The 25095-nt window shown below is 64.8% G+C and carries 16 protein-coding genes and 1 pseudogene; 4 read left to right on the top strand and 13 right to left on the bottom strand.

Annotated elements, in window-relative coordinates; translation table 11 throughout:
- Positions 1–222: 222 nt before the first annotated feature.
- The 11 genes and pseudogenes from CGZ88_RS07225 to CGZ88_RS07175 form a co-directional block, all read right to left on the bottom strand.
- Entirely contained in the window at positions 223–1560 is a 1338-nt protein-coding gene (locus CGZ88_RS07225; RefSeq protein ID WP_101671475.1) for a C1 family peptidase, read from the bottom strand.
- 201 nt (positions 1561–1761) lie between these two features.
- Positions 1762–3354, bottom strand: coding sequence for a cell division protein (locus CGZ88_RS07220; protein WP_243390102.1), 1593 nt, complete (start codon positions 3352–3354; stop codon positions 1762–1764).
- A gap of 234 nt (positions 3355–3588) precedes the next feature.
- The gene (locus tag CGZ88_RS07215; protein WP_095612590.1) at positions 3589–4266 is read right to left on the bottom strand and encodes a pyroglutamyl-peptidase I; all 678 of its coding nucleotides are present in this window, start codon (positions 4264–4266) and stop codon (positions 3589–3591) included.
- 444 nt (positions 4267–4710) lie between these two features.
- A complete protein-coding gene (locus CGZ88_RS07210) occupies positions 4711–5706 on the bottom strand; it encodes a restriction endonuclease (protein ID WP_101671474.1) in 996 nt (331 codons plus the stop codon).
- 563 nt (positions 5707–6269) lie between these two features.
- Positions 6270–7094, bottom strand: a complete 825-nt coding sequence (locus CGZ88_RS07205; protein WP_101671473.1) for an IspD/TarI family cytidylyltransferase — start codon at positions 7092–7094, stop codon at positions 6270–6272.
- A 60-nt stretch (positions 7095–7154) separates the two neighbouring features.
- Entirely contained in the window at positions 7155–8387 is a 1233-nt protein-coding gene (locus tag CGZ88_RS07200; RefSeq protein WP_101671472.1) for a purine nucleoside phosphorylase YfiH/LACC1 family protein, read from the bottom strand.
- 67 nt (positions 8388–8454) lie between these two features.
- The gene (locus tag CGZ88_RS07195; RefSeq protein ID WP_026645521.1) at positions 8455–10026 is read right to left on the bottom strand and encodes a peptidase U32 family protein; all 1572 of its coding nucleotides are present in this window, start codon (positions 10024–10026) and stop codon (positions 8455–8457) included.
- A 289-nt stretch (positions 10027–10315) separates the two neighbouring features.
- Positions 10316–11179, bottom strand: a complete 864-nt coding sequence (locus tag CGZ88_RS07190; RefSeq protein ID WP_101671471.1) for an aldo/keto reductase — start codon at positions 11177–11179, stop codon at positions 10316–10318.
- A gap of 122 nt (positions 11180–11301) precedes the next feature.
- Positions 11302–13443, bottom strand: coding sequence for a DUF2207 domain-containing protein (locus tag CGZ88_RS07185; RefSeq protein WP_026645523.1), 2142 nt, complete (start codon positions 13441–13443; stop codon positions 11302–11304).
- Between the two features lie 136 nt (positions 13444–13579).
- Entirely contained in the window at positions 13580–15880 is a 2301-nt protein-coding gene (locus CGZ88_RS07180; protein ID WP_243390101.1) for a DUF2207 domain-containing protein, read from the bottom strand.
- Between the two features lie 752 nt (positions 15881–16632).
- Positions 16633–17208, bottom strand: a pseudogene (locus CGZ88_RS07175) (LemA family protein); the annotation flags it as partial.
- A gap of 518 nt (positions 17209–17726) precedes the next feature.
- Here CGZ88_RS07175 and CGZ88_RS07170 point away from each other — a divergent pair.
- From CGZ88_RS07170 to nrdF, 4 genes are all read left to right on the top strand, one after another.
- On the top strand, positions 17727–17966 hold the full coding sequence (locus tag CGZ88_RS07170; RefSeq protein WP_026645525.1) for a glutaredoxin domain-containing protein: 240 nt from the start codon (positions 17727–17729) through the stop codon (positions 17964–17966).
- Positions 17963–18388 carry a class Ib ribonucleoside-diphosphate reductase assembly flavoprotein NrdI gene (gene nrdI / locus CGZ88_RS07165; protein ID WP_101671470.1) on the top strand — a complete coding sequence of 142 codons (426 nt, stop codon included), beginning with the start codon at positions 17963–17965 and terminating at the stop codon, positions 18386–18388. The genes CGZ88_RS07170 and nrdI overlap by 4 nt, the downstream gene beginning before the upstream one ends.
- A gap of 54 nt (positions 18389–18442) precedes the next feature.
- Positions 18443–20611: a class 1b ribonucleoside-diphosphate reductase subunit alpha gene (gene nrdE / locus CGZ88_RS07160; protein WP_101671469.1), complete on the top strand. Its 2169-nt coding sequence runs from the start codon at positions 18443–18445 to the stop codon at positions 20609–20611.
- A gap of 85 nt (positions 20612–20696) precedes the next feature.
- Entirely contained in the window at positions 20697–21671 is a 975-nt protein-coding gene (gene nrdF / locus CGZ88_RS07155) for a class 1b ribonucleoside-diphosphate reductase subunit beta (protein ID WP_101671468.1), read from the top strand.
- Between the two features lie 104 nt (positions 21672–21775).
- Here the strand turns inward: nrdF and CGZ88_RS07150 are convergent, their stop codons facing one another.
- Positions 21776–24427, bottom strand: coding sequence for a polyribonucleotide nucleotidyltransferase (locus CGZ88_RS07150; RefSeq protein WP_101671467.1), 2652 nt, complete (start codon positions 24425–24427; stop codon positions 21776–21778).
- A gap of 343 nt (positions 24428–24770) precedes the next feature.
- Positions 24771–25040 carry a 30S ribosomal protein S15 gene (gene rpsO, locus CGZ88_RS07145; protein ID WP_095612601.1) on the bottom strand — a complete coding sequence of 90 codons (270 nt, stop codon included), beginning with the start codon at positions 25038–25040 and terminating at the stop codon, positions 24771–24773.
- Positions 25041–25095: the final 55 nt, after the last annotated feature.

Here is a 25095-nt window from a genome sequence, read left to right as displayed (position 1 = left end):
TCGTTCCTCTTCTTCCTCTTATCGATCCTCTTGCATGCTGCGAACGTTCCCGGGCGGGAAATCGGATACCCATACTAGGTCACATCCCCTGACGTATCGGCGTCGCGTATCACAAAGCGGCGCATGGGTCGCAAAACCCACGCGCCGCTGAGAGGAAATAGGCCGGAATGTGGTCGGATTGGTCGTGACGGCCGCGGCGGTCACCTCGGCGGATCGGACGTGTTACGCGAGCGCACCCATCGGATCCCAGGCCGGCAGCATCGTCGCCGGCTCGTCGAGCGCCTTGAGGTACTCGTCGGGCAGCATCGCCTTCGGCACGGCCACTTCGAAGACGTACTCGTCGAACCAGTCGTCGCTCATCGTGAAGTAGCCCTTGTCGGCGATCTTCGTGCCCCACGAATTCTCGACGCGCCAACGGCGGGTCGTCGTGCCGTCATCGGCGACGTCAACGCCGACGAAAGCCATCGCATGGTTCATCGCCGAATCGCCGAAGCGCACACGCTGCTCCTTCGTCATGTCGAAATCGACGCGGTAGACCTTGCCGTATTCGAACAGGTCGGTCGCCCATGCGCCGTCGGCGCGATCCATCATCGGATGGCAGTCGGCGCCGAACCACACCGGAATGCCCTGCTCGACGAGGATGTCGCGCACGCAGTCCTTCATGAACTGCACGGGCACGTTGAGGTACTCGGTCGGGTCGCCGCCGACGACGTTGCCCAGATGTTCGATGCCGATCTTGCGGCCCTTCGCATGTTCGCGACGCGGGTCGTCGACGAGGCAAACGTAGCTTTCGAGGTCGGCGGAACCGACGTAGCGGTTCCAGAACTCCTGCGGCGTGATCTCGCCGTCGCGGTGGAAGACGCCGTCGGCGTCGGTCCACTCCCAGTGGAAGCGCTTCGGCGGCTCGCCAAGGTGGATCGTGAGCATACGATGGCCGGCTTCGACGGTGCGGCGCACGATATCGTCGATCTGCGAAGGATCGTCGACCATGTGCGCAACGGCCGTGTGCAGCAGGCGACGCAACTGCGTGTTCATCTCGCCGGTGTTCTTCGACGACTCGGTCTCCGGATAGAGGTCCTTCGGCACGGCGCCGTATTTCTTATAGACGTTGAGCGCCATCGTCCATTGGCCGCCGTCGCCCATGACGTCGGCGAGCATGTGCTGGAACAGACGCGAGTCGATCGGCTCGCCGCCGCGGATCAGATCGGCCATGTCGCCCATGAAATAGTTGATGCGCTCGAGCTTGTCGTAGTACATCGCATAGTTCTGCGAGAACTCGAACTCCTTGAGGTTCATGTTCTTCTTCGCGACGAAACGCGCCACGTTGAGCGAGCTGAACAGCCAGCAGCGGCCGGAACGGTCCTGATGGGTCGCCTCGCCGTTGTCGACGGTCGTCGAGAAACGGCGCTGCAGCAGGCGCGCGCGGTCGTAGTTGCGCGCGACCTTGTCGATGCCGGCGCTCGTGACGGCGTTCATCGCCATGCGGTTGACGGGGTCGGAGTCGAAGTCGGCGGTCAGCTGGTTGAGTTCGTCGGCGGACAATGGGGTGATTGCGGTCAATGTTGCTCCTTGCTACTGGTCAGTGGTTTTGGTGGTTGTCACAGGTGACGGTGGTTGGCGCGAGTTGACTGTTGGTTGGACTGCTGTGGTCGGCAGTGGTTGCCGCGTGCAGCCACGTGTCGGCGGACGGCGCACACCGTGGGTATGTGAACGCCCGGAACGCGCGATTACGGCCGTTCCGGGCGGTCGTCGAGGCTGCCGTCAGTCGGTCAGCTGCGTGTCGTCGGGGTCGTTGTCGCTCGCGTCGAAGGCCGGTGCGTCGGCGGATCCGTCGGTGGCGGTTTCGGTCACGTCGATGACCTCGGTCGTGCTTTCCTCGGCGTGCGGCGCGACGACGGTCGCATCGGCGTCGGCAGTTGTGTCGGCGGCGGCGTCCTCATGTTCGGGCATCGTCGGCGCAGGCGGCACGATCGGCGTGTGCGACGCGTGGTCGTCGTCGATGAGCACGGTCGTGTCGGCATCGGCGGACTCGTCATCGTCGGCGTCGTTGTCGGATTCGACGAAGGCGTTGACGACGGACATGTTGTCGGTCGAATGCGCGTTGTCGACGCCGAGGCCGAAGCCGGCGAAGGCGTTCGCGAACATCGAACGCAGCTCGGAGACGCGCTGCGTGATATCGGCTTCGCGGCGCTGCAGGTCGCCGATGCGCTTCGTCAGGCCGTCGAGTTCGGACTGCGCGGCGCGACGACGCTGCTCGATCTGGTTGCTCGCCTCCTCGCTCGCCTTGCGCACCGTCTGCGCCGACTCCTCGTCGGCCTCCTTGCGCTTGTGCGCGGCGTACGCGTCGGCCTCCTCGCGGATCTGCTTCGCTTCGGCGATCTGCGTCTCGGCCTCCTCCTTCGCCTGCTGGCGGCGTTCCTCGAGGTTCTTGAGCAGTTCGGCGACCTTCTTCGTCGCCTCGTCCTGCTGCGCGGCGATGTCGGCGCGGATCTGCTCGACTTCAGCGTTGACCTGGCTCATCGTCTTCGTACGGTTGACTTCGGCCGTGTCAGTGATTTCCTGCGCATGCGACTTCGCGGAATCGGTGATTTCGCCGGCCTTGCGCTGCGCCTCGGTCATCAGCTTCGACACCTGTTCGCGCACGTCGGCGAGTTTCTTGTTCGCGTCGGCGAGCGCCGTCTCAATCTGGTCGTTCGTTTCGCTCTTGAGACGCGCGATCTCCTCGTTCGCGCTGCGACGCTGATCGCTGATCTGCTGCGTCGCCTGCGCGCGCAGTTCGGCGAGTTCGCGCTCCTGCGACGCCTTCTCGGCTTCGAGACGCTTGACATGCTCCTCGCGCGAGTTCGTCAGCTCGAGGTCGAGCGTCTGGCGCTGCTCACTGACCATCTTCGCCGTCGACGCCTTGAGCTGGCTCGCTTCCTGCTGCGCGTTCGTGATGATCGTCGTCGCCTCGTTCTGCGCGTTCTTGAGCATCGTGTCGGCCTTCGCCTGGGCGTCGTCGACGAGATGCTGCGCATCGAGCTTGGCGTTGTTGATCAGCGTCTGCGACTGCGACTGCGCCTCGACGCGCGCGCTCGCCGCATCCTTCTTCGCACGTTCGAGCAGTTCGGTGCTCGTCTGTTCGGCGGAGGCGAGCATCTGCTGCGCGTTCGCGCCGAGCGACGCGAAGGAGTTGTCCGACGTGGCCTTGCGGTTCTTCTCCTCCTGCAGCTGCGCCTGGAGCTGCAGCACGGTGTCGTCCCCGGCCTTCACCTGTTCGCGCAGACGGTCGATCGTCGTCTGCGCCGCAATCATCGCCTCATCCACACGTTCTTTGTCGTAGCCACGCAGCACGACCGGGAATCGCTCAACCATTAGTCATTCCTTTCGCGAAAGGGTGTTCGCAGGACCTTCATGTGCGCCGGCGACGCACATCCACAGCATGAACTCTAGTCTATGCATATCGCCGGGCGGTGCCGCAACACGCGGAAACTCACATTGAGCGCAAAACCGCGGCGCCACCGCGGCCATACGACTCATGGCCGGCGCATCGGCATTCCCCCATCCTTCGACGGCAGTATGTGTGTGACCCCACCCACAGACTGCCATCTACAGCAGGATGTCCTCGCTCGTCGGCTGCAGATAGTAGCGGGCTGAGGCGCGCACGAGGTCCTTGCCTGCCTGGATCTGCTGGCGCAGCGACAGGCCGTGCTGCGGATGCGGCTGCTCGTTGACGAGCGGGAGGTTGACGAATCCGCCCATCGTGTCGCCGCGCTGCGCCGCCCATTCCTGCAGATGGTAGAACAGCGCATTGCAGACGAAGGTGCCGGCGTCCGAGCTCAGCGTCGCCGGGATGTCGTCCTTCGCGAAGGCGTTGAGGATCGCGCGCAGCGGCAGTCCGGTCCAGTACGCCGCCGGACCGTGCTCGTTGATGACGCGGCGCCCCGGAATGACGTTCTCGGCGTCGGGCCGGGTCGTGTCCTTGAGGTTGATCGCGCATCGCTCGAGCAGGATGCCGCGCGCCGCGCGTTTGAGCCCGGTCGCGATGACGATGTTCGGCTGCACCTGCTCGAGCGTGTCGTGCAGCTGCGCCCATCCGTTGCGGAAGCTGACCGGCACATGCACGGCATGCACGTCGATCGCGACGTCGTGCAGCGGGTCCTCGATGTTGTCCCGGTCGACGTCGACGCCTTCGTTCGCGAGCGCGTCGGGCACGACGAGCGACGGGTTCACGCTGACGCCCTCGTAGGGGTCGAATCCGGAAATCACGACGGTAAGTTGCTCCATGTCTCCCCAGTGTAGACGCGCGGCGCAGATGCTGCAGTGTGAACGTACGTCAGCATAACCACGCGCCCCATAGTCGCGCGCCACCATGAACATCCGCCGCACCGGCATGCATCCCGCATGCATCTCGGCTGAGCGGTGGCATTTCGCGCGACTACCCCACCTATCAATCTCCAAAACCGCACGATTCCGCGGGGCATACTCGCCTACCCGCAAGAAAAATGCACCCTCCCAGCCGAGATACCAGCGAACCGCCACCCGACACGGACCTACACAGGTTGTGTGCCAAAGGTTGGTGGCAGTCTGTCGGTAGGGTCACCTCGATACTGCCATTGCAGCCACCACTGGCAGCAGTCTGAGGGTAATCACACCTCAAAACTGCCGCCACAGCCACTGCCCGGCAGTATGTGGGTGACTGCACCTTGAGACTGCCACCGACCACGGGATCTATACGCGCATATCGGCGGGGATGTGCTGCATGAGGTCCGCCCGGGTGAGCATGAAAGACGATTCGGAAGGCTGGATGTCGCCCTGTATCTGCAACGCCTCCTGACAAAGTCGGACAAGCTGCGCGCCGTCGATGAGTTTCATGCCGACCTGCTGCGCATACTCGAGCGCATCCGACGTGAACCGGCTCGTCGTGATGAAGAGCAGACCCTGCGCGTGCTCCGTCATGTTGGCGCCCTGCAGCTTTTGCAGCAGCGGACGCCCGATATGGTGTCTGGGGTTGTAGCATTTGCATTCGGCGATGTAGCTCGTCCCGTTTGGACTGTGGATTTTGAGATCGAAGCCGCCGTCCCGGGTCGGCGGCGTCACCTGCGCCTGCCATCCGAGCTGGCGCAGCAAGTCGGCGCAGAAGCCTTCGAAATCCGAAGGATTGATGCTGAATCTTTGGATGATGGCGTCGATGCTGGTGGCGGTGCGCCGGGCGCGCAGCTGTTCGAGGACGGCATCTCGCTTCGCCTGTTCCTCCGCGCAATAGCTGATCGGCGTCCCCGCATCGCGCAGCTGTCGCACGAAAGCATAGGATGCGAAAGGATCGTCACCTAGGATCTTCCATTGGCCGACGAGTATGACGCTCAGCTGATGAATGATGCCTGTGTCGTTGGAACGGCGGTCACGGGTACCATCGCGCTTGGCCGCTTTCCATACCGGATATCCCAGAACGAATGATCCCGGCACATGGGGGCGCTTCGCTTTGCGTATCCGCATGGATTTCGTCACGGCCACGCCGTATTCCCTGTAGAAGCGGTCGCGTCGGATTTCCTGAATGAGCAGTTGCACCAGCTTGACGAGCAACGCCACCAAAGCGATGGCGACGATGACGGCAATTGCTATGTCGATGAAATGTAGAAGCTGCGGGGATATTGAGTTCATCATCGTGTCTGCTCCCGTCATGGAGTTCTGCTGGTAGGGCGTACGCCGTGCAGGCGTTGTGCTCATCCCTTCATTGTGATGTATCTGGGCATGCCGCGTATTCGGCGTTCGGAGAGCATTGGACGCCCTTCATGGGAACGCCGCCCGTATCCGCGTTCGTCGATGCGTTCATATGATGATTATATTGCCCGGGCACTGTCTCCGATGCCCCTCTATGTTACGCCGATTCCCGATGCGTACCTGTGGTCATCATGCTGCGGCGTAGACCTGCGTCAGCGTAGACGCACACCATAACCATAGTTGTGCGTCACCATGGACGTCCGCCGCGCCGAGCGTCGCTTTTCCCGCCATCTCACGCACCACCGGCATGCATCCCGCATGCATCTCGGCTGAGCGGTAGCATTTCGCGCGACTACCCCACCTATCAATCTCCAAAACCGCACGATTCCGCGGGGCATACTCGCCTACCCGCAGAAAAACGTACCCTCCCAGCTGAGATGCCAGCGAACCGCCACCCGACACGGACCTACACAGCCGTAGACACACGCACAACAACGCAAAACGCGGCGCACAGGAGCTGTACTCCCATGCGCCGCGTTCGTCTTCGCAGCTGATTCAGCGCAGCCGGTTCAGCTCAGCGCCTGCTGGAACATCGTGTGCACCTGCTGCTTGGCGGCGGCCTTCGTGATCTCGCCGGCGATGAGCGTCGCGAACGGCATGTCGTCGCGCGTCGTGACCTTCATGTTGAGCGGCGAGCCGCCGACGATCGCCACCGGCGTATCGGGCAGGTAGTCGACGACGACGCGCGTGTCGTCGGTCGGCCGGAAATCGGGGTCGTCGGACGCGAGTTCGTAGGCCTCGTGGATCGTCGCAAATCGGAAGGCCTGCGGCGTCTGCGCGCGGTACGCATGGCGCCGTTCGGGCACCGACTTGACGGCCTGCCGGTCGCCGAGATCCTCGGTGAGCAGAATCGTGTCCGTCGACGGGCACGCGACGGTGGCCGCATCGAACTCCTCGAGCGCGTCGATGCAGCCGTCGATCTGCGACTGCGTGACGAAGGGCCGCACCGAATCGTGGATGAGGATCTTCGCGTCGCCGGGCACGCCTGCGGCGGACAGCGTTTCGAGCGCCGCGGCCGTGCTGTCCGCGCGTTCGGCGCCCCCGTCGATGATGGCGCGCACCTTCGTGGCGCCGCCGTCGCGGATGAGCTGTTCGACCGAGGCGCGCACCTGCGCGTTGACGACGACGATGATGTCGCTGACGTGCGCGTTATGCTCGAAGGCGTCGATGCTCCACCCGACAATCGGCTTGCCGTCGATCGCGACGAGCTGCTTGGGGTTGTCCGGGTTGAACCGCAGTCCCGAACCCGCGGCGAGCACGACGGCGACGACCGGCACACCCTTGCGTTCCTGCGGCTGCGCGTCGCCCGCCGTGGTCACGTCCTGTTGTTCCATGGTTGTTCCTTCCAAGAGATCCGAGAAATCCAAGAAATCGAACGATTGCCGAGCAACCGCTCACTGCCGCACGATGAGTGCGAGCATGCGCCCTTCGTGGCTCTTGTGCGCGAGCTGCGCGCGGCGATGAGAGAACCACAGCGGATTCTCGAGCGTGCACATGCTGTGGCGGATGCCTTTGATGCGCTCGTCGAGTTCGGGGTCGCCTTCGTTGTCTTCGCGGCACAGCTGCTGCAGTTCGGCGTCCTGCGACAGGTACTGCGTGGCCGCGTTGACGCGCGGCTGCGATGAGAAGATGTGCTTCGGCAGGACGCCGGCTTCTTCAAGCGCCTGCAGCGCCGCCTTGTTGATGTCGATGCCGGGGCCGCCGAAGCGCGTGAGCGTGAACGTGCCGGGGAATCGCGCGTCGAAGGCGTCGGCGATCTCGTCGCCAACCTCGTAACAGTCGCCGCAGATCGCCGGGCCGAGCGTCGCCAGGATGTGCGCGGGATCGGCGCCTTTGTGCTTCATCATGTCGACGGTTTCGGCGATGACGCCCGCCATCAGTCCCTTGCGTCCGCAGTGTGCGGCGGCGATGACGCCGGCGACCGGGTCGGCGAGCAGCACCGGCAGGCAGTCGGCGGCGAATACGCCGAGCGCGATGCCGGTCTTCGTCGTCACCTGCGCGTCGCCTTCGATGATCTGCACGGCGCCGTCGACCGATTCGACGTCGTCGACGTCGTCGCTCGGCTGCTCCACGGCGATCGAGCCGTCCTCTTCGCGCACGGCGGTGCGCTGTGTGCCGGAGGCGTCGAAACCGAAGGTCGCGTTTTCGGTGAACACGTCGTCGGTGTCGATCGCCTTCGCCGAATGCACCTGATTGATGATCGACAGCTTCGCGTGCAGTTCGTTCGCGAGCGCGTCGCGGTTCGCGCGCACGTGCGCCGGGTCGTCGCCGGATTTGCCGCCGAGGTTGAAGTGCGCCCATTCGTCGGTGCTTACGCCGCCGAGTCGTGTCGTGTAGATGACGTTGATGCCGGGGGCGAGCACGATCGGAATCGTCACCGGAATCGGGTTGCCTTCGTCGTCGGTCGGTTGGATCGCCGAGCTGTCGAGGATTGCGTCGTCGTATTGTTTGCCGTCGGCGTCCTTGGCGTCGTGTTCGCGTGCCGCCTTGTCCTGTTCGTCGATCGTCTTCTTGCCGTGCGCCTGCACCGCCTGCAGCAGGTCGTCGAGATTGATCGTCTGCGGCTGGTGTTCGCCGTGCTGTGCGCTCGCCTCGTCGGGCTGCGCGTCATGTGCTGTTTCACTCATACCGCTCACTTTAGCGCCTGACGCGCGCCGACGGACACCTCCCTAAGCTCAGGCAATAACGGACGTGTCATTCCGCTTTGAGCGTCGGCTTCTTCGTGCGCGAACGCAGCGCCGCGTTGACGGGGACTTCCGTCTCCAGCGGCAGCGAGAACACGTGGGCGGGGTTGTTGACCATCGGCACGTCGTTGCCGTCGGCGTCGCGGATGCCGTGGTCGGGCACAATGTATTCGAGCGGCGCGCGTCCCGGCAGCAGGAATTCGACGAGCTGTCCCGGCTCGATCTTGTTGCGGCTCATAATCGTGACGCGACCGCCTTCGTCGGGGCTCCATCCGAGCGTTTCGCCGACGACAAGCCATTCACGGAAGTATGCGCTGCGATCGGTGTTCTGCGCCACTTTGTGCTCGGGGTAGTAGAAACCGGTGCTGTAGTCGCGGTGTGCGACCTTGTACGGTTCCTCCATCAGCCAATCGGGCAGTTCGACGTGCGGCGCGGGGTGTACGGCGGCGTGCTGCCAGCCGTCGGCGGTCTGTTCGGCGTACGCGCGCTGGCGGTCGAGGCCGCTGCGGCGCGCCGCGCGATTCGAGATCTCGGCGGCGGCCGTCGTTTCCTGTGCTGCGGCGGCCGTCTCCTCGCCTTCGTCGTTCGCGCTGTCCCAATTCGGCATGCCGGCGAACGCGGCGTCGGCGTTCGCCATGATCGAGTCAGTGCCGATCATGTCATCGTCGATTGTGTCGCCCGCGCGCACGACGCGGTCGCGGAACGGCTTGAGTTCGTTGCCGTCCTCGTCTTCGAAGCCGCGCTGCACCATGTACTCGTTCACGGCGGTCTTGTAGGCGTTCGTCATCGCGGCCACGTAGTACGCCGATTTCGATCGTCCTTCGATTTTGAGCGACGTGGCGCCCGAATCGATCAAATCATCGATGTGCGCCATCATGTTCATGTCCTGCGAGTTGAACAGATAGGTGCCCTGCGCGGTCTCCTCGACCGGGAACACCTGCCCGGGCCGTTTCTCCTCGACGAGCGAATACTTCCATCGGCATGGCTGCGCGCATTCGCCGTGGTTGCCGTCGCGGCCGGTGAGGTAGTTCGAGATGAGGCAGCGTCCCGAGAACGCCATGCACATCGATCCGTGGACGAATGTTTCGATGTCGAGGTCGTCGGGGATGTTCGCGCGGATGTCGCGCACGGCCTGCAGATCCATCTCGCGCGCGAGCACGACGCGTCGCGCGCCGAGCTCGTACAGCGCGTTTGCGGCGAGGTAGTTCGTGACGCCGGCCTGCGTGGAGACGTGCAGTTCGAGTTCCGGCGCGATGCGGTGCGCGAGCATCATGACGCCGATGTCGGTGACGATGAGCGCGTCGACTCCGGTCGTCTTCAGATCGTTGATGTACGTCTCGATCGCCGTGATCTCGTTGTTCCTCGGCAGGATGTTGAGCGTGACGTAGACGCGCGCGCCGCGTTCATGCGCGTAGCGTGCGCCTTCGGCGAAGTCCTCGATGCTCAGGTTGCGCGGCGCCGACCGCATGCCGAAGGCCTTGCCGCCGCAGTACACGGCGTCCGCGCCGTAGTCGACGGCTGTCTTCAGTCCGCGCAGATTGCCTGCCGGTGCGAGCACCTCTGGTTTCACACGACGTTTCATGCCCGATTTCCTCCTGTTGCCGCCGCGCGACGATTGTCCTTGCGCCCGCGCGACCCCGTTTTCGCCGCAGCCCAGTCTAACCGCAACGCCACCCCGTTCCGATCCGTCGACTACGCCGACAACCCGACCCGCAAAGAGCCCCATTTCCGGGTCGAACCGTCGCCCCCGTCGACAACCCAACCCGCTCCGGGTCGGCTCATCCGCCCCGTCGACGAACCGACCCGCAAAAGGGCCTAGTTGCGGGACGAACCGTCGACCACACCGACAATCCGCCCCGCTCCGCACGCCACTAGCCGAGCGTCGCGAGCTCCTCCGGGGTCAGCTCGAGGTCGCCGGCCTTGAGCGAATCGAGGATCGTCGCCGGACGGTGCGCGCCCGGAATGACGAACACGTGGTCGCCCTTGGACAGCTCCCATGCGAGCACGACCTGCTGATAGCTGACGCCGCGCCGTTCGGCGATTGCGCGGAACGGGTCGAACTTCGACTCGTCCTTGGGCTTGCGGAAGCCGCCGAGCGGGCTCCAGCACACGAAGCTGATGCCGATCCTCGCCGCATGCTCGAGCGTGTCCGCCGTCTGCGTGTAGATCGGCGAATACTGGTTCTGCACGGCGATGAGCTTCTCGCCGAGGATCTCCTGCGCGATGTCCATCTGCTCGATCGACGCGTTCGAGACGCCCGCCTCGCGCGCCACGCCTTCGTCGACGAGCTGCTTGATCGCCTCAATCGACTCGCCGTAGGGGATGCGCGGATCGGGACGGTGGAAGTACAGCAGATCGATCGTATCCACGCCGAGCGCGAGCGCGCTTTCCTTCGCGCGGCGGATCAGGTTCTCCGGCGAGCCGTCGACGGCCCACGTCGGCTTGCCGTCGGTGAAGTTGCGGTAGTGGCCGACCTTCGTCGCGATGAGCACTTCGTCCTTCGGGCCGTCCCAGCTGGCCATCGCCTCGCGCACGAGCTTCTCGCCGGTCTGTTCCTCGCCGCCCGAGCAGTAGTACGCCCACGCCGTGTCGATCTGGCGGCAGCCGGCGTCGAGCGCCGCATGGATCGTCTCGACGCCCATGTTCGGGCCCAGATTGTTTTCAATGGTCAGCGGCATTTCGCCCAGACCGATCGCCGTCGTGTCGAACGGTCCCATGTTCCTGTGCAGTACCATCGCTGCTCCTTCGCGGTTGTTGACGTTCCGGCGCGGCGCCGTGCACGACGCGCCGTCACCATCATAGAAATCGCCCAGTAATTCCCACAACCGTCGTAAGCAACAACCGCCGCCGCGACCACTCACCGTCCGCCGCCGCCCCAGCCTGCGCCCGGCTTGCTGTTCCATCCGCCCGAGCCGCCGGAGAACGCGCCGGACGCCGCCGAGATCACGTGCGCGACGTCGCTGAATCCGACGGCGAAGCGCGCGCCAAGATCGACGAAATCGCCGACCATGAACATGCTGCTAGCGGATCCGCCGCGCATGCGCGTATGTCGGAACGACCTGTCCATCCAGTAGACGAGCGAGTAGCCGTCCGCACCGCCGGACGCCCACGCGGGGTCCGTCAACTGCGGATATGCGGCCGTCAGCTGCGCCATCGCCTTGTCGGCGATGCCGAACGCCGTCGCGTACACCATGTAGCGTCCCCACAGTTTGACGTCGAGCACGCCGCGGTCGGCGAAATGACTGAAGTCCTCGAGATATCTGCCCAAGCCCCGCACCTGCGCCGCGAGCCGCATCCCCTGATCGTCGACGCCGTACTGCGTCTGCCCCATCGACTGCACGCCGGCGAGCGCAGCGAACACGACGACGATGACGATCGGCAACAGTACGCCGCCCGCCTGCAGCAGCCACAGCAGCGCCGCGAAGAACGCGCACACGTACGAGAAGACGGCGCATACGCGCGCGCTCATCGACCGTTTCGGGAACACACCCATCGCGCTCATCTCGGCAACGCAACATAGGTAGAACGATTGCGACAGTTCCTGCGCGTCACCTGTCTCCTTGAGGCACTGCGAAAACTGCCGCGTGTCGAAAACGACCGATCCCAACTGTCGACCCGCCGTGTGCAGCATGTCGAGCGCGGCGCGTTCCGACGCGCACAGCTGCCGCTGGCACGACACCGTGTCGAATGCGCGCGGCAGCAGCACGATTGTGCTCGTCGCGTCGGCGTCGCGCCCCGTGCCCCGTGCCGACACCATCTGCGCGAGCACCGCCGCGTCCGTCCTGAGCAGATCGATGCCGCGATACATGTCGACCGTCCCCGGATACATGCGCGCGAATCCTTTCGTCACGAGCGACAGCATCGTCGCGCTCAGCTGACGGCCGATGAGTCGGCGGTCAGTGGTCACGCCGTTGACGGTGTCGTAGACGAGCGCCGCGGCGCCCGGGCTCATCGGCGGCAGCCCCCGCCAATACGGCATGATGGTTTCGAGCTGCGCGCGCCGATGTCCCTGTTTGATGACGCCGCGCAGGCCGATCGCGGCAATCACGGCGGCGGCGAACACGAGCAGGCCACTGATGACGAGCAATCCACGCGCCGACGACTGCTGTTCGCTGCGCCATTTCGTCTCACGCCGGCGTTCCTGTTCGTTGAGTTCGTCGCCGCTCACCGTGTCCGTCCTCGCCGGCCTCGCGACGCTGCCCTCCGGCAGCATCGCCGTGAGCTGCACATATGATCGCGCGCGCACGTTGTCGATGCCGAACGTGAACATGCCGTCGCGATACGCCGTCGTCGACGTGCCGTCGTAGTGCACCCACATCGTCGAATTGTGCTCGTCCACAGCCTGCGGGAAGCGCACGGTCGCCGAGAATCGTCGGATCGGCGATTCGTTCGTCTCGTCCACCGGCTGCCAGTTGAAAACGTCGTTGCCCGGGCACGCGGTGACCATGCCGGCGAGCGTCATCGTCACTTCGATCCTCACGCTTTTCGCCGACTTCGTCACCGGGATGTTCCAACCGATTTCGACGTTTTTGCTGATTTCGTCCGACGAGCCCGCGCGGATGCCGTCGGTGCGCGGATCGTAGCCGTGGTACATGTCGCCCTGAATCGTGATGTACCACTGGCGCGCGTGCTGCACGTCCCAGTTGTCGTTGCCGTACAGGCTTGCGTCGACCGCCTCGCCCTGCGTGTACGTTTCGCCGGTGCTCAGGTTGCGCACGCGTTCGACGGACACGTTGGTGATGCCGGCTGGAGACAGCGGGATCGTGCGGTAGAGCTGTTTCCATGTCTTCGACGATTCGCGGCGGCCAAGACGGTAGTCGAGCGTCATTGTCACGCGCGTGTTGCCGTTGTCGAGCACCTGCACATCGTAGGACGTCTCGTTGTAGGACAGCGGCGGGGCACCCGCCTGCTCGCGCACACCGATCGAGAGCACACTGATCACGCCGAGCACGGCGAGCAGCAGGCTCATCAGCACGATGTTCTTCGTCCGTCTGGTCATTGATATCCCCCGCGTTCACTGTGAGCGCCATGTGCCGCCCCATCGGATGCGAACATCATACCGGTGCGCACGCGACGGCCCACGCCCACAGGGCATGGACCGTCGCCTATGACGCTCCAACGGCCAGGTGGTGCCGTCACCGTCCGCCGAAGGAGCCGCCGCCGGAACCGCCCGACGAGCCGCCGAATCCACCGCCGGAGAATGAACCGCCCGAACCGCCCGACGACGATGACGGTGCCGCCGCCGAAATCGTCGACTGCATTGAGGCCATGCCCGAACTCAGCTGGGAGCCGAAATCGACGAAGCCGCCGGAGAACGCGCCGAAGCTGCCGCCGGCGAGCGCCGAGCCGAGCGAAGCGCCGACGATCGTGCTCGGCCTGGCCGACCAGAACAGCACGCCGGAAGCGGCCGCGTTGTCGTCAAGCCATGCGGCGTCGTTGACCTGTGGATAGGCGGCCGCGAGCTGCTGCAGCACCTTGCGCGACACGCCAAGCGCGGACGCGTAGACGAGATAGCGCCCCCACAGCGTCACATCGAGCACTTCACGGTCGGAGAACTCGCTGAAGTCCTCGAGGTAGCGTTCGAAGCCGACGAGTTCGCCGATCGTGCGCTGCCCGGATTCGGTGATGCGGTAGGTCTTGTGCAGCAGGCACGCCAGCAGGCCGCAGAAGACGGCCGGCAGTCCTATGCAGCACGCGAGCAGCAGATTGCCTTCGGCCGCCATGAAGTAGATGCCGGCGAGCACGCCGACGACGATGTCGAAGATGCCGAGCGTGACGGCCGCCGGCGACGCGGGGCTCATCGCGCCGAGCTCGTCGCATTCGTCGTCGCACGCCTCAGTGAACAGGTCGACCGACAGATGGCCGTCCTCCCACTGGCGGAACGCCTTGTTCATCTGCTTGATGTCGAACACCGGCGTGTGCAGCCGCTCACTCGCCTCGAGCAGGATCTTCAGCAGCCGCCGCTCCGACGTGCACAAGCTGTCGCCGTGGCCGCCGCCGTCGGTGATCGTCGAGCCGAACACGCGCGGCAGCAGCACGATCGTGCTCGTCTTGCCGAGCTTCCTCGGATTCGTCTCACCCGACGCGAGCATGCGCGCGATCTCGGCGGCGCCGACGCGACTCAGGTCGATGCCGGCGTAGCGTTTCGCCTCGCCCGGATACACGGCGATGTATTTCTTGTCGATCAGCGACATCATCGTCGCGGCCATTTCACGCGACGTGCGCGACGCGGACGGCGCACGACCGAGCTTCGTCCACAGGACGGCGGCCGCGCCCGGAGTCATCGCGGGCACGGTGCGCCAATAGTCGATGTCGCTCGTCAGGCGCGCGGCGCGGCGCGAGCGCAACGCGGCGCGGATGCCGAAGAAGCTCAGCAGCACGACGACGAGCGCGACGGCGATCCAGACGCACACGCGGATGACGGCGCGACGGTGCTGCTGGTCGTGCCATTCGCGTTCCTGACGCGTCTCGTCGTCAATCGTCCATTGCTTCGCATCGGCGTCGACGTGACGTGCGACGCCGCTGACGTGGGCATTCGTCATCATCGCGACGAGATCGAGGTACTGCTTGGATTTCACGTTGTAGGCAGTGAACTCGATGCCGCCGGGGATGCGCTTCGTGAGCGAGTTGCCGGTGTAGTGCAGCCACGCCCACGAATCGCGCTCGCCAACGCCCTGCGGGAAGGTCACCTTCGCGCGCATTATGCCGATCGGCGTCATATTCTCCGGGCCGAAGGGTTCCCATTGGAACTTCGTGACGTCGTTGTATTCGGTCGAGACGCCCTCCCAAGTCATCGCGATCTCGAAGCGCATGCTGCTTCGCGAACTCGTCGCCGGGATGTTCCAGCCGATCTCCACTTCCTTGTCGCGCGGTTTGTCGAGGCTGTCGGCGGTGCCGGTCGAGGCGGTCGCCGATGGCGTCGTCGTAGCCCGCTCGTCGAGCCCCATCTGCGTGCGCGTGCGCGATTCGAGCCCGTCGACGTCCGGATCGTAGGGCTTGGGCGACGATGCGCCGGCGGTCACGTCAGCGATGTACCAATGCTTCGCGTATTCCTTGTTCCATGCGCCTGCGGAAATGTATTTCGGGTTCTTCGGCTCGGTCTGCGTGTATTCCTCGCCGGTGCTGAGGTTCTTCACGCTGATGTCGGTGATGTTCGTCAGCTGCGACGCGTTGAGCGTGTAGGTCTGGTACAGCTGCTTCCACGCGATCACGTTGTCGTCCGAATCCTTGCGTTCGTGCAGCCGCACGTCGATGGTCTCCTTGATGCGCAGGTCGCCGTTGTCGAGCACCTGCACGTCGTAATCGAGCGAGTTGTATTCGAGGTCGGACGAGTTCGATTCCTTCGCGATCAGGAACCCGAGGCCGAACACGAGCGCGCAGATGACGACGGTCCAGACCACCGAGTTCAGCATCGAAAGCCATACGCGTTTCTTCATGTTTCTCCCTGCACGTGCATTGTTCTGGGTCATGCGCCGATATGCGCGCCCGGCCGCCGGCCATCTCGGCGGGACGGCCATGTTCCGACGACGCCGTTGCGATGCCATTGCGTTCCGAGGGCGCCGGGCCTGCTTCTGATTATCCCGTCCGAGCCGTCCCCCCGCTCGCTTTTCTCAAAACCGGCCCCGTCGGTGCATCATCGGGGCGCCATCAGGCCGCTGCGGGGCCTCGCGGAGCGGTCTGTACGACGTATCTACGCTGAGGGAGAGCATCTTCCCCGAATATCCCGAGTATCAGGCCCGAAAACCGCCAGTTCCCAAGGCGCCTACTCGCCCTTGCCGCGCAAGATGCTCTCCCTCAGCGCAGATACGTATCCAGCCATGCCCGAATCCCCCACCCGCGCCCCGGTACACGCCCCGAACGCGCCCCAACAACAGCGAAGGCGGTGGCGGCGCGCTTCGTGCGCACCGTCACCGCCCGGGATGTCAAAGGTTGACCTAGGCTGTCATGGACCTAGCTCATTGCCGCATCATGGACGCGGCAGCGAACCGGCTCAGTACTGCGGGTATCCGCCCTGCATGCCGCCGCCCTGCATACCACCGTCGGCGCTAGGGTACTGCGGATAGCCGCCGTTCGCCGGCGGCTGGGCCGGCATACCCTGCTGCTGCACCGGCATTCCGGGTGCCTGCTGCGGCATTCCAGCCTGCTGCACCGGCATGCCCGGCGTCTGCTGCTGCATCGCCGGCTGCGCGAAGCTCACCTGCGGCGCCTGGCGATCCACGTCGTCAACGTTGAAGTACGCGGCCACGACGAAGTGGCCGATGCCGGCGACGATGTTCGACGGGATCGTCTGGATCTTGTTGTTGTACTTGAGCACGACGTCGTTGTAGAACTGGCGTCCGTAAGCGATCTGCTCCTCGATCTGCGCAAGCTGCTCCTGCAGGTTCATGAAATTGACGTTCGCCTTGAGATCCGGATAGGCCTCGACGACGGCGCGCAGGTTGAACATCGCGCGCGACAGCTGGTTCTCGGCGGCCATGCGGTTCGCGAGCGGCATATTCGGCTGGCTTGCGGCGCTCACGGCGTTGGCGCGCGCCTGAGTGACCTGCGTGAGCACGGTGTTCTCATGCCCGGCGTATCCCTTGACCGTTTCGACGATGTTCGGAATCAGGTCGGCTCGTTTCTTGAGCAGCACGTCGACCTGCGCCCACCCGTTCGTGACGCGGTTGCGCAGCTGCACGAGCGAGTTGTAGGTCGTGATGAACCAGATCACAAGCACGAGGATGATCGCCAGAATGACGATCAGCGCGATGATGGGGCCGTTCATAAGCGGTTCTCCTTGATTGGCTAAGGGTGTGACGGCTTCATGCATCGCCGTCCGCAGTCCCGGTATTGCCCCGATTATCGCACGTTCAGCCAACAACGTCGCCTCCGCATCCCAGATTCGCGGACACGCCCATATGCCCGCGTCGAGCCTCCCGACGCGCCCCGCGGTCGAGCCCCGTCCGCCGACGGCGCAGCGGCATGCCCACCGGCGGCATGTCCTGTGAACAACGTCACAGGACATGCCAGCGCCAGCGTCCGCACGGTGCCGACCCGACCCTTACGGACGTCTGCCGACATGCGCGCACTGTGTCCTTGCTCACACCCAAAACCACTACATCTAGTGCTCAACGACCTGCGCACACACCATGTATCGTTGTTCGAGCAACGACACCGTCCACTGACGACGACCTGCAGCCGCCACCCGAACGGCGCGAGCGGCGCAGCGCGCCGCCTTGGACCGCCGACAGCGCACGACCGTCCGGTCCACCCCGCCACGGCCGCCGAACGAAAGGAGCACTGATGTCCACCACGATCTACACGAAGCCGGGATGCCCGCAATGCACGGCGACGCGCCGCGCCTTCGACCGTCTCGGCCTTGACTACCGCACCGTCGACATCACGCACGACCCGACGGCGGCGCAGACGCTGCGCGACGCCGGGTTCCTGCAGGCACCGGTCGTCGTCGCCGACGCCGGCTCCTGGTCCGGCTACCGTCCCGACCGCATCCGCCTGCTCGCCCAGCGGGATGCCGCGGCATGACCGGCACCGTCGTCTACTTCTCGTCGGCGTCGCGCAACACCGAACGCTTCGTCGAACAATGCGACTTCCCGTCGCACGGCGTCGACGTGCGGCGCATCCCGCTCGTACCGGCGGACGACCCGCTGCACGTCGACGCCCCGTACATCCTGATCGTGCCGACCTACGGCGGCGGCGACGCACGCAAGGCCGTGCCGCCTCAGGTCAAGCGCTTCCTCAACGACCAGGTGAACCGTTCATGGATCCGCGGCGTCATCGCCTCGGGCAACACGAACTTCGGCGAGGCGTATGCGGCCGCCGGCCCGATCATCGCCGGCAAATGCCATGTCCCGCTGATGTACCGCTTCGAACTGATGGGCACAGCGCGCGACGTCGCGACGGTGACCGACGGCGTGACGCGCTTCTTCTCGTCCAACCCCCAGTGACCCGTCCGCACCACATCCCCAACCATTGCCGACCAACCGTTTCCAGGACCACCGATGACACAGACCACACAGACCACCCACTCCCCCATCACCCACCCCGCCGCCGATCCCCATGTGCTCAACGCGATGCTCAACCTCTACGACAAGGACGGCCATATCCAGTTCGACAAGGACCACGAGGCCGTCGACGCCTTCCTCGACGGCCATGTACGCCCGCGCATGCGCCGCTTCGCGAGCACCGCCGCACGCCTTGACTATCTGATCGCCCACGACTACTACGACCCGGCCGTATTCGCCGCCTATACGCCGGCCTTCCTCGACGAGCTGCATATGCGCGCCGCGAACGCCGGCCACCGTTTCGAGACCTTCCTCGGCGCGTTCAAGTTCTACCGTTCCTATGCGCTGAAGAGCTTCGACGGCGAGGAGTACCTCGAGGACTTCCCGCAACGCGCCGCCGCCGTCGCGCTCGCGCTCGCCGACGGTGACGAGGACGCTGCACGCGCCGTCCTCGACGAGATCGTCTCCGGCCGTTTCCAGCCTGCGACGCCGACTTTCCTCAACCTCGGCAAGGCGCAGCGCGGCGAGCCGGTCAGCTGCTTCCTCGTGCGCATCGAGGACAACATGGAATCGATCTCACGCGGCATCAACGCGGCGCTGCAGTTGAGCAAACGTGGCGGCGGCGTCGCGCTGCTGCTGAGCAACCTGCGCGAGGCGGGTGCGCCGATCAAGCATATCGAGCATCAATCGAGCGGCGTCGTGCCGGTCATGAAACTGCTCGAGGACTCGTTCAGCTACGCGAACCAGCTCGGCGCCAGACAGGGTGCCGGCGCCGTCTATCTGCACGCCCATCACCCGGATATCATGCGCTTCCTCGACACGAAACGCGAGAACGCCGACGAGAAAATCCGCATCAAATCGCTTGCGCTCGGCGTCGTCATCCCGGACATCACATTCGAGCTCGCGAAACGGCGCGAACCGATGGCGCTGTTCAGCCCCTACGACGTGGAACGCGAATACGGCGTACCGTTCGCCGACTTCGGCATCGGCGCGCACTACGACGAACTGCTCGCGAACCCAAGAATCCGGCGCACCGAGATCGACGCGCGCGGATTCTTCACGACGCTTGCGCAGATTCAATTCGAATCCGGCTACCCGTACATCCTGTTCGAGGACACGGCGAACCGCGCGAACCCGATCGCCGGCCATATCACGATGAGCAACCTGTGCTCGGAGATCCTGCAGGTGCAGGAGCCGAGCACCTACCGCGAAGACCTCGCCTACGACCACGTCGGACGCGACGTCAGCTGCAACCTCGGCTCGCTCAACATCGCGCGCGCGATGGACGCCGGGCTCGCGCGCCCGGTGCGCACGGCGATCCGCGCGCTCACCGCCGTCGCCGAACACACACACATCGACGCGGTGCCGTCGATCCGCCGCGCGAACGACGAAGGCCACGCGATTGGACTGGGACAGATGAACCTGCACGGTTTCCTAGCACGCGAGGGCATCCGCTACGGTTCGCCGGAGGCGCTCGACTTCACGAACCTGTACTTCATGACGGTCGCCTACCACGCCTACACCGCCTCGCACGAGCTCGCCGTCGAACACGGCCGCGCATTCGCCGGATTCGAGGACTCCGCCTACGCGAAGCCGTCCGGCGCCGGCAACCATTTCGACAAGTATCTCGACGGGTCAATCGACGTCGAACCGCGCACCAAGCATGTGGCCGAGCTGTTCGCCGGCTGCGGCGTGGCGATCCCGACCACCGACGACTGGCGCGCGCTGCAGCAGGCGATCATGCGTGACGGCATCTATAACCAGTATCTGCAGGCGGTGCCGCCGACCGGGTCGATCTCGTACATCAATCACGCCACGAGCTCGATCCACCCGATCGCCGCGAAGATCGAGATACGCAAGGAAGGCAAGACCGGCCGCATGTACTACCCCGCCCCGTACATGACGAACGACAACCTCGAACTGTACGCCGACGCCTACGAGATCGGCTGGAAGGCGATCGTCGACACCTACGCCGAGGCGACAAGGCACGTCGACCAGGGGCTCTCGCTGACGCTGTTCTTCCCGGACACGGCGACGACGCGCGAGCTCAACCAGGCGCAGATCTACGCGTGGCGCAAAGGCATCAAGACGCTCTACTACATCCGCATCCGCCAGCGCGCGCTCGAAGGGACCGCCGTCGACGGCTGCGTCAGCTGCACGCTGTAGGCGCGGGCCGAAGCAGGCCGAACCATCCAATCTATCCAAGCCAACCCAATCCGCCCATCCGACCGATTGCACCGAAGGAGCATCCATGGCACCGCACACCGCACTCATCGACCGCGTCACCGCGATCAACTGGAACCGACTCGAGGACGACAAGGACCTCGAGGTCTGGGACCGGCTCACCGGCAACTTCTGGCTGCCGGAGAAGGTGCCGGTCTCGAACGACATCCCCGATTGGCGCATGATGAGCGACGCCGAACGCACACTGACGATGCGCGTGTTCACCGGGCTGACGCTGCTCGACACGATCCAGGGCACCGTCGGCGCCGTCAGCCTGATCCCGGACGCGCTCACGCCACATGAAGAGGCCGTGTACACGAACATCGCGTTCATGGAGAGCGTGCATGCGAAGAGCTACTCGTCGATCTTCTCGACGCTGTGCTCGACGGCGCAGATCGACGAGGCCTTCTCATGGAGCGAGCAGAACTCCCATTTGCAGCGCAAGGCGCAGATCGTGCTCGACTACTACGAAGGCGACGATCCGCTCAAACGCAAGGTCGCTTCGACGCTGCTCGAGTCGTTCCTGTTCTATTCGGGCTTCTATCTGCCGATGTATTTCTCGGCGCACGCGAAGCTGACGAACACGGCCGACGTGATCCGCCTGATCATCCGCGACGAGGCCGTGCACGGCTACTACATCGGCTACAAGTACCAGCGCGGCCTCGAACTGGCCGATGACGCGAAGCGCGCCGAGATGGAGCGCTACACCTACGACCTGCTCGACGAACTCTATGAGAACGAGGTCGCGTACACGCATTCGCTGTACGACGAGGTCGGCCTCGCGGACGACGTCGAGAAGTTCCTGCACTACAACGCGAACAAGGCGCTGATGAACCTCGGCTACCCGGCGCTGTTCCCTGCCGAGATCTGCGACGTGAACCCGGCGATCCTCGCCGCGCTCGCTCCGGACGCCGACGAGAACCATGATTTCTTCTCCGGCTCCGGCAGCTCCTATGTGATGGGCAAGGCCGAGGAGACCGACGACGACGATTGGGACTTCTGATCCCGCGTCACTGCGGGCAGCGGCAACGATGAGGGCCCTTGCCGTCCATCCGGACGGCAAGGGCCCTCATCGTTCAGCGGCCGACCTCGGCCGGCGTCCGCGAATCAGTCCTCGAAGGGATCGAAGTCGCGGCGCACACGGCGGCGCGGGCGTTCGTGGCGAACCTCGCGGCCCTCACGGTACTCGTCGTAGTTCTCGTCGGCGACGTAACGCGGATTGCGGTCGTCGTTACGACGGCGGCGCGGACGCTCATCGCGGTCGCGGTCGTCGTCGCGGCGACGCGAACGGCGCGGACGGTCGTCGTAGTCGCGGTCGCGGTCGTCGGAACGGCGGCGGCGCGGACGATCGTCGTAGTCATCGTCGTCATAGTCGCGGCGGCGCGGGCGATCGTCGTAGTCGCGCTCGGAACGGCGGTCGTCGTCGCGGCGACGGCGCGGGCGATCGTCATCGTCGTCGTGGCGGCGGCGCGGACGATCATCGCGGTCATCGCGGCGGCGGTCGTCACGACGATCGTCACGGCGGCGGTCGTCACGGCGGCCCGCGTTGCTCTCCTGATTCTCATAGCCCGGGATCGCGAGCGAGATCTTGCCGCGGTCGTCGACGCCCTGCACGACGACTTCGACGGTGTCACCTTCCTTGAGCACGTCCTCGACCGAGTCGATGCGCTCGCCGTCGGCGAGGTTGCGGATCTGCGAGATGTGCAGCAGGCCGTCGGTGCCCGGCGTCAGGTTGACGAAGGCGCCGAAGCTCGTCGTCTTGACGACCTTGCCGTTGTAGGTCTCGCCTGCCTGCGGCACGTGCGGGTTGGCGATCTGGTCGATGATTTCCTTCGCCTTCTGCGCAGCCTCGCCGCCTTCGGAGGCGATGTAGACGGTACCGTCGTCCTCGATCGTGATCTCGGCGCCGGTGTCCTCCTGAATCTGGTTGATCATCTTGCCCTTCGGGCCGATGACCTCGCCGATCTTGTCGACCGGGACCATCGTCGTGATGATGCGCGGTGCGAACGGGCTCATCTCGGCCGGACCGTCGATGCACTCGTTGATGACCTCGAGGATCGTCGTGCGCGCCTCGTGCGCCTGCTTGAGCGCGCCGGCGAGCACGTCGGCCGGGATGCCGTCGAGCTTCGTGTCGAGCTGCAGCGCGGTGATGAAGTCGGCGGTGCCGGCGACCTTGAAGTCCATGTCGCCGAACGCGTCCTCGGCGCCGAGGATGTCGGTGAGCGTCTTGTAGACGTGCTGGCCGTCCACATCGCCCGAGACGAGGCCCATCGCGATGCCCGCGACCGGAGCCTTGAGCGGGACGCCGGCGTCAAGCAGCGACAGCGTGCTCGCGCACACCGAACCCATCGACGTCGAACCGTTCGAACCGATCGCCTCGGAGACCTGGCGGATCGCGTACGGGAACTCCTCACGGCTCGGCAGCACCGGCACGATCGCCTTCTCGGCGAGCGCGCCGTGGCCGATCTCGCGGCGCTTGGGCGAGCCGACGCGGCCGGTTTCGCCGGTCGAATACGGCGGCATCTCGTAGTTGTGCATGTAACGCTTCGTCTGCGGGCCGCTCAGCGCGTCGATCTGCTGCTCCATCTTGAGCATGTTGAGCGTCGTGACGCCGAGGATCTGCGTTTCGCCGCGCTGGAAGAGCGCGGAGCCGTGCACGCGCGGCACGATGCCGACTTCGGCGGACAGCGTGCGGATGTCGCGCAGGCCGCGCCCGTCGATGCGGTAGTCCTGCGTGAGGATGCGGCGGCGCACGATCTGGCGCTGCAGTTCCTTGAACGCGTTGCCGAGTTCCTTTTCCTTCTCGGCGTCGTCCATGTTGGTGAATTCGAGATCAAGCGTGTCCTTGACCTTCTGCTTGATTTCGGCGATGCGTTCCTGACGCGGCAGCTTCTCGGCGATCGAGAGCGCCTCATCGAGGTCGGCGTGCGCGATCTCGTCGACGCGGTTGTAGATCTCCTCGGTGAACTCCGGGAAGAGCGGGAAGTCGCGCGTTTCCTTCGCGGCGATCTTCTTGAGTTCGTTCTGCGCGTCGCACAGGACCTTGATGAACGGCTTGGCGGCTTCGAGGCCACCGGCCACGACCTCCTCGTCCGGCTTGGCCTGGCCCTCGTCGTAGATGAGGTTCCACGCGTTCTTGCCGGCGCCCGCCTCGATCATCGCAATCGCGACGTCGCCGTTGTCGACGACGCGGCCGGCGACGACGATTTCGAAGACGGCGCGTTCACGTTCGCTCCAGCGCGGGAACGCGACCCACTGGCCGTCGATGAGCGCGAGGCGCACGCCGCCGACCGGACCCGCGAACGGCAGGCCGGAGATGAGCGTCGACGCCGAGGCGGCGTTGAGCGCGATCATATCGTACGAATCCTCCGGGTTGACCGCGAGAATCGTCTCGACGACCTGCACTTCGTTGCGCAGCGTGTGCGGGAAGAGCGGGCGCAGCGGACGGTCGATGATGCGGCACGCGAGGATCGCCTCGGAGCTCGGACGGCCTTCGCGGCGAAAGAACGAACCTGGGATCTTGCCCGCGGCATACATCTTCTCCTCCACGTCGACGGTGAGCGGGAAGAAATCGTAGTTCTCCTTCGGGCTGCTGCCCGCGGTGGTGGTGGACAGGACCATTGAATCGTCGTCCAGATACGCGGCCACGGCGCCGTCCGCCTGCTGGGCGAGACGTCCGGTTTCGAAGCGCACCGTGCGCTTGCCATACGAACCGTTGTCGATGACGGCTTCCACCGCCTTGATTTCGGGACCCTCCATAGGGTTCCTCCTTTTTTCTGTTGTTGCTGTTGCTACTGTTCTGCAAACATCCTCGTCGGGCCACGGATGACTTCCCGTGGCCGTGCTTGATTATGTTGTTCGCGGGTGTTTCGCCCCACGCGCCCGCGATCCATCAGCCTGATGAATCCCCCGGGCCTCTTGTGTTCTGGAACCCGAGCCTCTCCCGGCCTTGGTTCCGCCAGTGTCTCATTGTAATACCGCCGGCCTGTGCTCATCCCTCTATGCCGCCGGCTATATCGTCGCGCGACCTCTTCGGCTCCCGTCGCACGCGGCATCAAAAAACCCGAGCCGACCTTGGGCCGGACTCGGGCGGACGTTTGGATTATCGGCGCAGACCCAGACGTTCGATGAGCGAACGATAACGGTTGATGTCCACGTTCTTCAGATAGTCGAGCAGACGGCGACGGTCGCCGACCATGAGCAGCAGACCACGACGGGAGTGGTGATCGTGCTTGTGCTCCTTGAGGTGCTCGGTCAGATCGGCGATGCGCTTGGTGAGCAGCGCGACCTGGACCTCCGGGGAGCCGGTGTCACCTTCATGGGTAGCGTACTTAGCGATGATGTCCTGCTTTTCTTCAGCCGTCAGTGCCACGGCATCCTCCTTGTAGACTGCGCGGTGCTGCCGGCCCGATGCCGGTGCGCTCTCC

Origin of the sequence: Bifidobacterium anseris (genome assembly GCF_002860345.1) — a bacterium.
In the GTDB taxonomy this organism is placed as follows: Bacteria; Actinomycetota; Actinomycetes; order Actinomycetales; family Bifidobacteriaceae; genus Bifidobacterium; species Bifidobacterium anseris.
The sequence above is the reverse complement of the archived record's forward strand: the minus strand, read 5'-3'. Positions and strand labels throughout refer to the sequence as shown.